General features: G+C 38.7%; 14 protein-coding genes. 10 read left to right on the plus strand and 4 right to left on the minus strand.

All coding sequences use genetic code 11. The features are described 5' to 3' along the window. Positions 1–208: 208 nt before the first annotated feature. Positions 209–1,387, plus strand: a complete 1,179-nt coding sequence (locus Q5O24_02175; protein WKY48162.1) for a glycoside hydrolase family 5 protein — start codon at positions 209–211, stop codon at positions 1,385–1,387. Positions 1,388–1,423: 36 nt separating this feature from the next. Then, positions 1,424–3,631 (plus strand): DNA helicase RecQ, encoded by a 2,208-nt coding sequence (gene recQ / locus Q5O24_02180; GenBank protein ID WKY48163.1) that lies wholly within the window; start codon positions 1,424–1,426, stop codon positions 3,629–3,631. A 65-nt stretch (positions 3,632–3,696) separates the two neighbouring features. Here the strand turns inward: recQ and Q5O24_02185 are convergent, their stop codons facing one another. Then, a complete protein-coding gene (locus tag Q5O24_02185) occupies positions 3,697–4,032 on the minus strand; it encodes a FlxA-like family protein (protein ID WKY48164.1) in 336 nt (111 codons plus the stop codon). A gap of 265 nt (positions 4,033–4,297) precedes the next feature. Between Q5O24_02185 and Q5O24_02190 the strand changes: the two genes are divergently transcribed. Together Q5O24_02190 and Q5O24_02195 are read left to right on the plus strand one after the other, a co-directional pair. Then, on the plus strand, positions 4,298–4,420 hold the full coding sequence (locus Q5O24_02190) for a hypothetical protein (GenBank protein ID WKY48165.1): 123 nt from the start codon (positions 4,298–4,300) through the stop codon (positions 4,418–4,420). A 98-nt stretch (positions 4,421–4,518) separates the two neighbouring features. Further along, positions 4,519–5,067 carry a phosphatase PAP2 family protein gene (locus Q5O24_02195; protein WKY49193.1) on the plus strand — a complete coding sequence of 183 codons (549 nt, stop codon included), beginning with the start codon at positions 4,519–4,521 and terminating at the stop codon, positions 5,065–5,067. Positions 5,068–5,177: 110 nt separating this feature from the next. On the opposite strand, the gene Q5O24_02200 is transcribed toward Q5O24_02195, so the two are convergent. Further along, positions 5,178–6,314 (minus strand): aldo/keto reductase, encoded by a 1,137-nt coding sequence (locus tag Q5O24_02200; GenBank protein WKY48166.1) that lies wholly within the window; start codon positions 6,312–6,314, stop codon positions 5,178–5,180. Positions 6,315–6,530: 216 nt separating this feature from the next. Here Q5O24_02200 and Q5O24_02205 point away from each other — a divergent pair, with 216 nt between their 5' ends. Beyond that, positions 6,531–6,899, plus strand: coding sequence for a hypothetical protein (locus tag Q5O24_02205; protein WKY48167.1), 369 nt, complete (start codon positions 6,531–6,533; stop codon positions 6,897–6,899). A gap of 79 nt (positions 6,900–6,978) precedes the next feature. Here the strand turns inward: Q5O24_02205 and Q5O24_02210 are convergent, their stop codons facing one another. Continuing rightward, complete coding sequence (locus Q5O24_02210; protein WKY48168.1) at positions 6,979–8,742, minus strand: ABC transporter ATP-binding protein; 1,764 nt, start codon at positions 8,740–8,742, stop codon at positions 6,979–6,981. A gap of 405 nt (positions 8,743–9,147) precedes the next feature. Between Q5O24_02210 and Q5O24_02215 the strand changes: the two genes are divergently transcribed. The 3 genes from Q5O24_02215 to Q5O24_02225 all read left to right on the plus strand — a co-directional run bounded on the left by Q5O24_02215 (position 9,148) and on the right by Q5O24_02225 (position 10,771). Then, positions 9,148–9,465, plus strand: coding sequence for a hypothetical protein (locus Q5O24_02215; GenBank protein WKY48169.1), 318 nt, complete (start codon positions 9,148–9,150; stop codon positions 9,463–9,465). Between the two features lie 106 nt (positions 9,466–9,571). Continuing rightward, positions 9,572–10,552: a lamin tail domain-containing protein gene (locus Q5O24_02220; protein WKY48170.1), complete on the plus strand. Its 981-nt coding sequence runs from the start codon at positions 9,572–9,574 to the stop codon at positions 10,550–10,552. 84 nt (positions 10,553–10,636) lie between these two features. After that, positions 10,637–10,771 (plus strand): hypothetical protein, encoded by a 135-nt coding sequence (locus tag Q5O24_02225; GenBank protein ID WKY48171.1) that lies wholly within the window; start codon positions 10,637–10,639, stop codon positions 10,769–10,771. A gap of 105 nt (positions 10,772–10,876) precedes the next feature. Here the strand turns inward: Q5O24_02225 and Q5O24_02230 are convergent, their stop codons facing one another. Further along, complete coding sequence (locus Q5O24_02230; protein WKY48172.1) at positions 10,877–11,404, minus strand: nitroreductase family protein; 528 nt, start codon at positions 11,402–11,404, stop codon at positions 10,877–10,879. A 338-nt stretch (positions 11,405–11,742) separates the two neighbouring features. Between Q5O24_02230 and Q5O24_02235 the strand changes: the two genes are divergently transcribed. Continuing rightward, complete coding sequence (locus tag Q5O24_02235; protein WKY48173.1) at positions 11,743–12,099, plus strand: DUF1801 domain-containing protein; 357 nt, start codon at positions 11,743–11,745, stop codon at positions 12,097–12,099. 78 nt (positions 12,100–12,177) lie between these two features. After that, the gene (locus tag Q5O24_02240) at positions 12,178–12,807 is read left to right on the plus strand and encodes a carboxymuconolactone decarboxylase family protein (GenBank protein WKY48174.1); all 630 of its coding nucleotides are present in this window, start codon (positions 12,178–12,180) and stop codon (positions 12,805–12,807) included. Positions 12,808–12,814: the final 7 nt, after the last annotated feature.

Consider the following 12,814-nt stretch of genomic DNA (forward strand, 5'->3'; position numbering starts at 1 on the left):
TTTAGGAATTTTTAAAAATGGCTGCCGCAATTTGGCGGCTTTTTATTGGGAATGAAAGTGAAGATTAGTTAGATATCTGGCTTGGTTTTTGATGTGAGTTGAAATGAGTAAAAAAGAATAGTTGTAATTTTTTTACTAATCAGGTTAGAATAAACTTAATATACTTTTAATGAAATTGCTAAAAGATATAGAAGGAGGGCTTTGCGACGTGTTCAAACAGACATGGTTTAAGTTAAAAACAATGTGCTTATTTTTGGCTGCGATTCTTTTATTATGCTGTAGTTGTGGAATTCAATCTGATCAAAGTCAAATCGTTAATGAAAATGAAAGTGTCCAGGAAAATGAGTTTGCAAAGGAGATCGGGAATCCTGAAAAAAGCGAAGGACTCAGTTTTGTCGAAAAAATGGGTTCAGGATGGAATCTGGGTAATTCACTGGATGTTGCCCATACTGGGCTGTCAGGCGAAGATATATCGGGTATAGAAACATATTGGGGAAATCCGGTTACAACCAGGGAAATGATAAGGGCTGTTCATGAAGCCGGTTTTTCTACACTTAGAGTGCCTGTCAGCTGGTCGGAGCATATGGATGCATCGGGGAATATTGATCAAGCATTTCTTAGTCGGGTGAAAGAAGTGGTTGACTATGGGATCGATGAAGGAATGTATGTGATCATAAATGTTCATCATGATGACTGGTTAATGCCGTCTATCGAAAATAAGGAGATAGCGAGTTCAACATTAACTATAGTCTGGCAACAGCTCGCGGAGTTTTTTAAGGATTATGATGACCATCTTTTATTCGAATCGATGAATGAACCAAGACTGATTGGTACTGCTGATGAATGGACTGCAGGAACTGAATCGGCCCGACAAACTGTCAATGAGTTAAATGCACAATTTGTAAAAGTAATTCGTGAATCTGGAGGTGGTAATGAGTCTCGTTATCTCTTACTGCCTGGTTATTGTGCATCATTTCAAAGGGCAGCATTAGAGGCAATATCATTGCCTGATGACGAATATCTGATCGTATCGGTACATGCCTATATTCCATATGACTTTGCTTTGAATCAGGAAGGCAGAAATACTTGGAGTACCGGGAATCCCGAAGATACCAACGACATCGATGAGCTGTTTGAAAATCTTAAGGAGCTTTTTCTGGAACAGGAAATTCCGGTAGTTATTACAGAATTTGGCGCGCTGGATAAAGATAATCTTGAAGCAAGACTTGTCTGGTTAAATTATTTTAAAAACAAAGCAGATCAAAATAATGTTGAGTTAATATGGTGGGATAATGGTGGAAATGCGGAACAGAATAATTTTCGGATTTTAAATCGGAATAATTTGAGTTTTGATTTCCCGGAAATTCGTGATATATTGGTTAAATAGGCGAAAATTCTGAAGTATTATGGAAAGAAGGCAATAATGACCCTCGAAAAAAATCTAAGCAAATATTTTGGCTATCAGACCTTTAAAGTAGGACAGGAAAAAATAGTCAGAGCGGTAGTTAATGGCCAGGATGTTTTGGGCATAATGCCAACAGGTGGCGGGAAATCGCTATGTTATCAGCTGCCTGCGGTGACGCTTGAAGGCCTTACAATTGTAATTTCACCACTGATATCTTTGATGAAGGATCAGGTTGACGCTCTGATAGAGATGGGTATTTCAGCAACATTTTTAAACAGTAGTCTTGACCAGTCTACTTATTTGCGCCGATTAGAGGGGGTTCGAAAAAGTCAGTACAAATTATTGTATATTGCGCCCGAAAGGCTTAATGATCCGGAGTTTTTGCAGCTTGTCGAAAAGACTTCAATTGTGTTATTAGCTGTAGATGAGGCCCACTGCATCAGCCAGTGGGGCCATGATTTCAGACCTAGTTATCGCGATATACCCGGCTTTATTAAAAAAATATCTCCCCGACCGGTGGTAGCAGCTTATACGGCTACAGCGACCCAAAAGGTGACAGAAGAGATCAAAAAGTTATTAGAACTTGAAAATCCGGTGGAATCAATTATTGGATTCGATCGGCCAAATCTTTTATATAGGGTAGTAAAAACAGGTGATAAGTTATCATTTATCGAAACAACGATTCAGGAATTTCCCAATCAGTCCGGGATTATCTATTGTGCCACCCGCAAAGCCGTTGAAAGTGTTACTGAGAAGCTTAAACAGATGAAAATTTCTGTGGCTGCATATCATGGTGGCATGAGTGCGGAAAATCGGGCTAAGAGTCAGCAGGCGTTTATCAATGATGAAATTGATGTAATGGTGGCAACGAATGCCTTTGGGATGGGAATTAATAAACCTGATGTCCGTTTTATTATTCATTATAATATGCCCCAGAATATGGAGGCCTATTATCAGGAGGCTGGTCGCGGCGGCCGAGATGGAGAAATTTGCCATTGTACGATATTGTATTCGCCATCAGATATTGTCAGGCAGAAGCAGTTAATTGGTCTTAATAACACATCACCCGAACGTGAAAAGATTCTTTTTGAAAACCTGCAGTATCTGGTAGACTACTGCCATACTGATGAATGTTTGAGAAGAAAAATTCTTGAGTATTTTGGTGAAAATGCCGATTATGAAAAATGTGGTCACTGCGGGAATTGTTTGGATCAGTCTGAGTCGCTTGATATTACAATAGAAGCTCAGAAGGTAATGTCATGTATCTATCGGATGAACAAACGTTTTGGGCTTAATATGGTGATTGCGGTTCTTCGCGGATCAAAAAACAAAAGGGTGTTGGATTTAGGATTTGAATCCCTTTCAACTTATGGAATCATGAAAGAAAGTCGACCCGAATACCTGCGGGAAATTATTATGACCCTGGTGGCTAAAGGATATATTATGATTACAGCAGATGATTATCCTGTTCTTAAACTGACTAATAACGCTCGCCGTGTATTGAAAGGGGAAGAACAGATTTTTCTTAAAAAGCAGCTGATAGTCACTTCAAGTTCTTCTAACCGCAAACAAACTGAAAAAAACAGGAATACTGCAGTCTCAGAAGATTATGACAATAAATTGTTTGAAAATTTGAGAAGCCTCAGATCAGAGATTGCCAGAGAAAAAGGACTGCCCCCTTATGTTATTTTTCCGGATTCCAGCTTAAAAGAAATGGCCGCTTATTTTCCGGTGGATCAGGCAGATTTTTTATTAATCAATGGAGCTGGACAAAAACGCTTTGAGACTTATGGCGATTTATTTATTAAAATAATAAAAGACTACACTAATGACCACTCAGTCAAAGCCCGTGTCAGACCTGAACCGGTTGAACAAAGATCAGAAGCTGAACAGGATACTAAAATTAAGGGGACGCAGGTTAAAAAAAGATCGTCAAATATTATCAGTTTTGAACTGTTTAAAGAAGGTAGATCTATTCCTGAAATTGCAAAAGAACGGGGCTACACAGAAACGACGATTCTTGGTCATCTCTGCCGTTGTGCGGATGAAGGGGAGTGTGTCGACTGGTCTGGGTTGGTAGAAAATGCGCGGGAAGTTAAAGTTTTGGATATCATTAAAGAGGTCGGACTGGATGGCCTAAAGAGCATTAAGGAAGCTTTGCCAGCAGATTTTTCGTACGATGAGATAAAAGTGGTAATATATAAAAATGGTTTGCAAAAAAAATGACAAAAACACCGTTGATAGAGAACGATGCTTTTGTCATGGAAGAAAGGTTTAAATAAATTAGAATTTTAAGCATAAACATCCAGAATGTTTTCAACTGGTTTTGTCTGGGTGCTGGTGGTTTGTTCTGTAGTTGCAGTAGTGGCCTGTTGCTCGCTGGCAGTTTTTTGTGCCTGTTGTTTTTCAATCTGAGCAATTCTTGATTCCAGCTGCTGTATCTGAGACTGAACCAGTTCGACCTGGGTTTGTTTGGTTTCAGTATCACCGTTACCTGAGTTGATTTTGGTGATTTTCTTCTGGAGTATCCTGATCTGGTTCTCCAGATTTTTAATAGTGGTTGTAGTGGTGGTCGTTGTCGTTGTGCTGGAGCTTGATGACGTTGACGAAATCGCTGAAATGTTCATGGTATCCTCCTTAATAGATTTAAAAAAATAAAGAAAAGCTAGGGCTATAGATTTTTTTTTATACATACTGTTATCTATAGATTATCACAGAAATCGTTTTTGAATGTGAAGATCAGGTGAAGAGAACCTGTTTTTAGCGTGAAAACTGAGGAGTAGCAGCGGAACGGTTCATTATAAATATAGATGTGTGATGAACGGGAAGATGATCAAATGAATAATAGAGTATTAATTGGAATATCAGTTTTTTTCTGACATCAGTTCATAAATGGTTTATCCGATTATTCCGATCTATCTGACGGCAGTCTTTGGTGCAATACCAGTGATGGTAGGGATTATTGAAGGTTTGGCAGAAAGTATTGCCAGCCTTTTAAGGGTCTTTAGCAATTAATATGGATTAGGATAAAGTTTAGAAAATATTTAGAAATAGCATCGACAGTTCAATAAAAAACAGCTATACTTTGTTAAAAACCTTTGGAGATGAAAAAAATGCTTCCATTTTTAATAACATTAGATCAGAATATTTTAATATGGATTCAGGAAAGTGTCCGTAATGATTTTTTAACGCCCTTCTTTATAATGATAACAAAACTTGGAAATGCTGGTGTTATCTGGATTATTACAGCGATGCTCTTAATGATTTCTGAAAATACCCGGAAGGTCGGAATCATGATTATTGCAGCCTTAGCGATTACTTCGCTGATTGACGAAGTGCTATTAAAAAATCTTGTGGCTAGACCCAGACCCTATGAAGTGGTTCCCGGCCTTCAATATCTGATAGAAAAACAAAATACATATTCATTTCCATCAGGCCACAGTGGTTCTTCTTTCACTGCAGCAGTCACAATATTTTTGAATCTGCCCAAAAAATTTGGGGTTCCGGCTTTGATTTTAGCGACCCTGATAGCTTTTTCAAGACTATATGTAGGCGTTCATTATCTATCGGATGTTTTGTGTGGTGCGCTAATTGGCAGCTTTGTTGCAGTTTTAGTTTATAAAAGCAGTGAGTTTTTAATGCAAAAAAAACCAATGGTATGAATTATTTAAATATTTGTCTTCTATACTTAACCCCTTAAGTAATAAAAAAAACGCCAGTCTTTAAGGCTGACGGTTTTAAATTCGACTTAAAAAGTAAACAGTCTGATATACTAGTCGGTTATACCGCAAACAGCATCAAACTCTTTTTGAAGTTTGGCCAGGTCTGCCCGAATCCTGAGTTCTTGCGGGCATAATTCTTCGCATTTTCCGCAGTCAATACAGTGCTTGGCTTTTACACTGTCAGGCATAAAGCCACCCCATCGGCGTTTAACTAAGCCGTCATCATGATACATCCCATAATCATTCCATAATGAAAAGTTTTGGGGAATATCGACTCCGGCCGGGCATGGCATACAATAACGGCAGGCAGTGCAGCCGTTATTAACCTTTTGACCAATAATTGTTCGTATTTTTTCGATGGCATTTTTTTCATCCTTACCCAGTGGCGTCAGATTCTCAAAGATTTGAAGATTTTCATCAAGCTGTTCCATTGTCGACATTCCACTTAAAATTACTGCAGTTTCCAGATCCGCAAACCATCTGAAGGCAAAAGAGGCCAGCGAAGAGGCGGGGTCAATTTCTTTCAGAAAAACAGCAATATCATCTGGTAAATTGGTAAGCGAACCGCCTTTTAGCGGTTCCATTATGATTAAGGGAATTCCCTTTTGGGTTGCCAGTTGACTGCCTTTCAGTCCGGCTTGAATGTCTACATCCATGTAGTTTAACTGAATCTGACACAAATCCCAGTCTCGATAATTTATAATCTCCTCGAAAGTTTTGTAATTATCGTGGAATGAAAAACCTAATGCTTTAATTTTTCCTTCTTTTTTTAATTTTTCGGCATAATCAATGATACCCAGATCTTTTGCAGTTTTAAAAAAGTTTTCATTCAGGCCGTGCATCAGATAACAGTCGATGTAGTCAGTTTGAAGCCTTTGTAACTGTTCTTCAAAAATTGCTTTAGCCTGATCAAGACTTTGAATAATCATCATAGGCATCTTCGTGGTTACATAGAGTTTTTCCCGTTCCTGATTTTTCATCCACTTGCCTAAAAAGCTTTCGCTTTCACCATTATGGTAGACGTAAGCGGTATCATAGTAATTGATACCAGCCGCATAGGCCTTGTCAAGCATCTTTGTGGCTAAAGCTTCGTCTATTTTTCCATCTGCCTGTACGGGCAGACGCATACAGCCAAAACCCAGCTGTGAGGTTTCGATTCCAGTGGTTGACCATTTTTTATTATTCATAACTCTGCTCCTCCTGAAAATTGTTGTTAATAAAATTTACTCACTGATTGATGTTTATGTCAAGTATTTTATTACAAAGAAAAGATAGGGAAAATGAATTTGTAAAAGTATTATTGAGACCATAAATAGATGATAAAACCGGCATAAGAGTGGTATAAATTAGTAAGAAGAGAACGTTAAATATATTGAATTGAAGAAAGAAAAGGAGCTAAGCAGATGATTATAATAATTCCTTTGTCAGTGTTGATTGGGGTTTTAGCTTATCTTTTCAGACCCCGTTCGACGGACACGAAACATGCCCGTCTATTTGGCCTTGGCGTAATGATTTTATCTTTTGTTCTTGCTTTAGTTTCAGTTGTGGTCCAGATTATTCATAATACTGCTGGTGAAATTTCTGTTTCAGAGATTTCCAACAACCTTTTTATAGGCGGATTTTTTGGCCTAGGTGCTGGAATACTGGTTGCATTTGTGTTGATGATTGCAGGAAAAAAAGAAATCGCCCGAAATATTGGTTTTGGATTATGTCTGACATTTTTTATTCTGGTTATTGAATTGGCCCTTCTTGAATGGTTGGCCGGCGTTTAATTAACATTATTCATGCAGATAAAAACCTGTGCTCAAAAAATAATTTAAAAATCGAGGAAAAATATAGAAATGAGGTCGCTTAAAATTCCTCATTAAGCTCATCCAGTTCCCGATACATCTGATAGAGATCGTAATAGAGCCCTTCTTCTTTTAAAAGTTGGGTATGAGAGCCTTGCTCAACAATTCCGTCTTCTGTCAGAACCAGGATATGGTCGGCGTTTTTAATGGTAGTCAGGCGATGGGCAATTGTTAGAGTAGTGCGACCTTTAGTCAATTCTTTTAAGGACGCCTGAATAATTCGTTCGCTTTCATTATCAAGTGCTGAAGTGGCTTCATCCAGAATCAGAATTGGTGGGTTTTTCAAAAATACCCGGGCAATACTGATACGCTGCTTCTGGCCGCCAGATAATTTAATTCCGCGCTCCCCGATATAGGTGTCGTAACCGTCTGGGAGTTTTTTAATAAATTCATCGGCTCCGGCCAGACGGGCAGCATCAATGACTGCCTCCCGATCAGCATCCAGTCTGCCGTAAACAATATTATCATAGACTGAACCGGCAAAGAGATAGACATCTTGCTGGACAACGCCGATTTGAGAACGAAGTGAATCAAGGGTTAGGGTTTTGATATCCTGATCATCGATTAAAATTTTCCCGCTGGTAACATTATAGAAGCGGGGGATCAGATGACAGAGGGTTGTTTTACCACTTCCGGAAGGTCCGACTATGGCAACGTTCTGACCCGCATTAACGTTAAAAGCAATATTTGAGAGGACTTCGTCAGCACCATCATTGTAGTGGAAGCTGACCTGGTCAAAAGTAATCTCGCCTATTACATTTTTAAGTGGGACTTCATTTTCCAGATTTTCATATTCTGTAGGCTGATCAAGAATTTCGACAAAACGTTCAAAGCCGGTCATTCCCCGTTGAAACTGTTCGGCAAATTCGACAATTCGGCGAATTGAAGTTAAAAGTGTCGTGACATACATCAGGTAGGCCACATAATCGCCGGGATTAATGGCATCCTGAACCATGAAGATTCCACCAAAAACCACCACCAGCAAATACATTAGTCCGTCAAAAAGTCGAGTTGTTGTCTGAAATCCCGCAAAATAGCGATAGGTTTTTTTCTTGATGTCAAGAAATTGGCTGTTGCCAAAGTCGAATTTGATTTCCTCAATATTTTCATTAGCAAAAGACTTGACCACCCGAATACCCAGCAGACTGTCTTCTACCTGAGCATTGATCTCTCCAGTCTGAATCCGGGTGCGCATCATTTGTTTACGCATCTGTCGTCTGAAATGAGTGGTGGCAAAAAGCATTACCGGCAAAGCCATAAAGACGATTAAAGTCAGCCAAATATTGATTGAACCGAGGATGGCAAAGGCCATTCCGATTTTTAAGGCAGCGATGAAGAATTCTTCGGGACAGTGATGAGCAAATTCGGTAACATCAAAAAGGTCTGTAGTAATTCGAGACATCAGCTGGCCGATCTTGGTGTCACTATAAAAAGAAAAGGGCAGCTTTTGCAGATGGGAGAAGAGGTCACGTCGCATATCGGTTTCAATTCGAGCACCCATTACATGGCCGATATCGGCCATAAAATAGTTTGCTACGCCGTCAATTAGCCTAAGAATTAAATAGAGAAGCCCCAATTTGAGAATGGTCGAAATAGTTAGAGCGGACAGGTCGTTAATAGCAGAGTTGGTGATATAGCGTACGATTAGAGGTAGAATCAGGTCGCACATGGTGGTTAAGGTTGCGCAAAAAAGATCCAGCACCAGGATCCACTTATATTTTTGGTAGTAGGGAATAAAACGTCTGATTAATTGGCTGTTTGTCAAAATAGTCCTTCTTTCTTTTTCAAATTTAAGAATCAATATCGGTGATTTCTTATATTTCACACTATATCTTGAGATATGGAGTTAGAGTAGTGTTGATGTTAAAAAATTCAAGGCAATTGAAAAGCATCATCACCTTAGCTTTTCGACAAATGTGATGAAATTTTTTCAACTGCCCATTTATGGTCAACTTATATTTGTGAAGAATTTTTAGTAAAGTCAGTATAATAGATTTCAAAAAAATCGTCAAGTTGTGAACTCAAAAAAATTTGTGCGACCAGTTATCGACACTTGTCATTTTAGAAATTAAACCCTATAATAAAATAGAGGTTTATATTGAAAAAAATGATAGATAAAGCTTGTTTGAACTTTTATAGTGATTGATTAAAGAATAAGAAGGAGAATCTGATGAATGCATTTTATGGTTATAGAGAGAAAATCGATGAGTTAAACATATTGCTGACAAAAGGGGTTTTGATGCGCAGTCATATGATTCAGATAAGACGTTCTAATCAGTCTGTCTATGAAGGATATTATCCAATCGTTGACTGGTCATTTTCTGATGAAGTGATGCAGGAAATGCTGAAACTGACGGTGAAGGATAACGAAAAAACAATTGCCCGGAAAATGAAGATCAGTGCAGACTATGAAAATGATAAAGTCTTTTTTCAGCCGATTACAGTTTCGGAATGTCTTCGAGAATTAGAAACGTGGAATCTTGAATAATAAGAACCTTATTTGATAAATTTGATTTTAAGCGGATTTAAACAAAAGTGAACAATTTATAATGATCTGTAAAGTTACTGGGACTAATCAATTAAAGGAACTAAATATGAAAAAAAACAAAGTTATGTATAAAAGGATAGAGTTGAAAAAGACAGCAGTATTCATTTTAATTATATTATCTTTATTTATATCGGCAGGATGTGATTTTTCTGCGCTTGATAATGGAGCGGATTTCGCGGGATATACACTAATCGAAGTCGATGGTGGAGATTTATCTGGTGAACGTGAAGCAAATGTGGTTGTTGATGTTGGCTATGGGGATAGGGAATACTGGGCCTTTACCAATGAATATGGTCAACTGGTCAAAGTGACCGCAGAAGAAATAATTTTACAGGATGATGATATAGAGCCGGTTCTTTCAACGGGTCGTTATTATTCGGATGAAGCTAAGGTTCCTGGTGTTGAGAGCCCAACACTGGATGAAGGTCATGTGATTGCAGATTCTCTTGGCGGCGTTTCCAATGCCTATAATATTACACCACAGGAAAGTACACTAAATCGTGATGGCGACCAGGCATATATGGAAAAAGTTATCAGAGATGCTGGAGGTTGTACAGATTTTACGGCGATTATCACGTATCCTTCAACAACGACGCAGATTCCAAGCCATTATTCTTATACTTATACTTTAAAGGGTGAAGTGATTCATGATGAATTTGACAATGTAAACCCGGATGAGGTGAATGAAGAGCTTAATGGTACAGCAGAATTGTCTGAAGAGAAAGATTCCGACGTTTTTATTAGTGAGCTGGATAAAAAAGCCGAATATATTATAATTAAAAATACCGGCACTGATGCGGTTGATCTGACTGACTGGAAAATTGTTTCCGTGAGAGGGAACCAGTCATTTATCTTTCCGGATTTCAGCTTAGAGCCAGGTGCTTCGGTTAAGGTTGGAGATTCGGCGAACAGTACCGGCATTGATTTCCACTGGCTCGATGGCGGTGGTACCTGGAATAATAGTCAGAGTGATCCGGCAGAGCTGTATGACAGCATCGGACAACTTGTTGATCGGTATAATGATTGAAGCATAGCAAACTATAAGAAAGAGAATGTTGTAGTAGAATGAACATGCAATAAGGGTGTAGTTGTTATATAAAGTCAACATATAATGATGGGATTGTTTAAAGTTACAGCTGAAACTTCTTACTATCTGATTAAAAAAGAAAAGGAAGCCGGTTATCCAGAAAGCTTTCCAACCTGTCAGATTCCTGATGAAAAGGATGAAAAAGAAAAGAAAGAGTAATTACGTGATTTTCAGTTGCTTTTTAAATTTGAATAGGTAATGAAGAAGGGGAAACTGCTTGGTCTGATTTCCCCTTCTCTTTTAGATATTCAAGCGTGTTGATTCTTATATATATTCAACCGCAATCCGATTGAGCGGAACGGTTCTTTCCTTAAAATTCTCATCAGTCTCACCTAGAACAACGCCACAGCAGGGTAAAAAGCCTTCAGGCAGCTCCAGCTTTTTAAGAAGGTCTGGATTATAGATCATTGCCATAACTGCCCCCCAGATCAGGCAGCTCCCAATATTAGAATCGATTGCAGCTAAGGCCATATTATTGGCCATGATAGCCGCATTAGAATAGGGAACATTGATGGTCTTGACATCGCCCAGAATAGTTGAAACTAGAATCAGGCAAGGGGCACCGTAAAGAATTTGTCGGCTGGTGTCATCGAAAAATTCACCAGCATTTTTTTCAATATCAGCTAGAAGTGATTTGTTGCGAATGACGGTCAGGTGCATAGATTTAAAATCCCCCCTACCGACAGGCGAGAGCTGAGCAGCATCCAGTACCGACTGCAGGGCTTCTTCAGATAATTTTCCGGTGTAGTCTCTTACTGACTTTCTGACTCTGAATAATTGTTTGGTTTCCATTTGCTAATCCTCCGTTTGTAGATTTTTGCGTAAAGTGTATCTTTTTCGGATTTTTGATTTTCCAGGAAGCCTTGTTTTAAGCAATTAATTTAAAAATAAATTCAGAATGAATTTGTCCTGGAGAAATCGGTAAGACATAGATTATATAAGATTTATAGGCATTTATATCAGGAATAAACAGAGAAAAAGAAAATTAATATAAGTATTCAATAGGTGGAGGAAAGTGCCATTATATCTAAGATCGATTTTAATTGCAGAACAGGAACAAATTTAATGAAGACTTTCATCTGAAAGCGGGTATTAATAGCAGTGTAAGACTATTAGAAAAGGGGAAGATGATGACAGTCGAAAAATTCAAAACAATTGATGCCTACATTTCACAATTTCCGGAATCAGTACAGCTCATGCTTGAACAGATCAGGCAGGCGATTGCTGTGCAGGCGCCACAAGCAATGGAAAAAATCTCTTATCAGATGCCAACTTTTTATTTAAATGGGAACCTGGTCCATTTTGCGGCTTATAAAAAACATATTGGATTTTATCCCGCACCTTCGGGGATTGAAGCATTTAAAGAGGAACTGTCGGGTTACAAAAGTGCGAAAGGCTCGGTTCAGTTTCCCATCGATGAGCCGATGCCGATTGAGCTGATCAAAAAAATCGTAGCATTTAGAGTTGAGGAGAATCTGCGTAAATAAATCAATGGATTATTAAAAATGTCGATAATTATTGATCAAATAGTCGGAGTTGTATGAATTCAAAAACGGAGGTTAGTTATGAAAAAAGAAAGAGAAAATGTTTCCATTGAAGAGGTTGCTATCAAAAATACATTTATCAATCCGCCGAAAAAAATCCCATTATTATTTCGGCTGGGGCTATTAATTGCTAAAAAAGAAACCGGGAAAGATCTATTGCCGGCCCGTCTTTTGACCTGGTATCCACGAGCAGCCATCGGTTCTGGCGTTCTTGAGATATTGACAGCAAAAGGGAAAAATGAAGAGGTACAAAGGCTCTTAAATCTAGTCAGACTGCAGGCATCGTTGATTTGCTCCTGCAGGTTTTGTATCGATATGAACGCTGTTGGGATTGAAAAGAATGGCATCACCGACGAAGAACTGGAAGTGCTGCAGGGGAAACGAGATATTCAGGATGTCAATTCCTTCAGCCTGCGAGAGCTTCTGGCGCTGGAGTACGCGGTCAGTCTATCTATAACCCCACCAAATTTCTCTGAACGATTTATCAGTAACCTGACTCGTGAATTCTCAGAAAGAGAAATCGTCATGCTGGCCAGTACCATTGCCAGCGTTAATTACTGGGCTCGATTGAATCAGGGACTTGGCATTCCTCCGGCAGGTTTTTCAGATCGTTGCTTACTGTATTCAGAAGATAAACTGAGAAAAAGCTGATTATTGA

This window comes from Eubacteriaceae bacterium ES3 (genome assembly GCA_030586155.1).
Taxonomy (GTDB): Bacteria; Bacillota; Clostridia; order Eubacteriales; family Eubacteriaceae; genus Acetobacterium.

Coding starts and splice junctions, on each gene's coding strand:
- Q5O24_02195 (WKY49193.1), top strand. CDS start 4,519: ATGCTTCCATTTTTAATAACATTAGATCAGAATATTTTAATATGGATT.
- Q5O24_02230 (WKY48172.1), bottom strand. CDS start 11,404: ATGGAAACCAAACAATTATTCAGAGTCAGAAAGTCAGTAAGAGACTAC.
- recQ (WKY48163.1), top strand. CDS start 1,424: ATGACCCTCGAAAAAAATCTAAGCAAATATTTTGGCTATCAGACCTTT.
- Q5O24_02215 (WKY48169.1), top strand. CDS start 9,148: ATGAATGCATTTTATGGTTATAGAGAGAAAATCGATGAGTTAAACATA.
- Q5O24_02225 (WKY48171.1), top strand. CDS start 10,637: ATGATGGGATTGTTTAAAGTTACAGCTGAAACTTCTTACTATCTGATT.
- Q5O24_02240 (WKY48174.1), top strand. CDS start 12,178: ATGAAAAAAGAAAGAGAAAATGTTTCCATTGAAGAGGTTGCTATCAAA.
- Q5O24_02235 (WKY48173.1), top strand. CDS start 11,743: ATGACAGTCGAAAAATTCAAAACAATTGATGCCTACATTTCACAATTT.
- Q5O24_02220 (WKY48170.1), top strand. CDS start 9,572: ATGAAAAAAAACAAAGTTATGTATAAAAGGATAGAGTTGAAAAAGACA.
- Q5O24_02190 (WKY48165.1), top strand. CDS start 4,298: ATGGTTTATCCGATTATTCCGATCTATCTGACGGCAGTCTTTGGTGCA.
- Q5O24_02185 (WKY48164.1), bottom strand. CDS start 4,032: ATGAACATTTCAGCGATTTCGTCAACGTCATCAAGCTCCAGCACAACG.
- Q5O24_02200 (WKY48166.1), bottom strand. CDS start 6,314: ATGAATAATAAAAAATGGTCAACCACTGGAATCGAAACCTCACAGCTG.
- Q5O24_02205 (WKY48167.1), top strand. CDS start 6,531: ATGATTATAATAATTCCTTTGTCAGTGTTGATTGGGGTTTTAGCTTAT.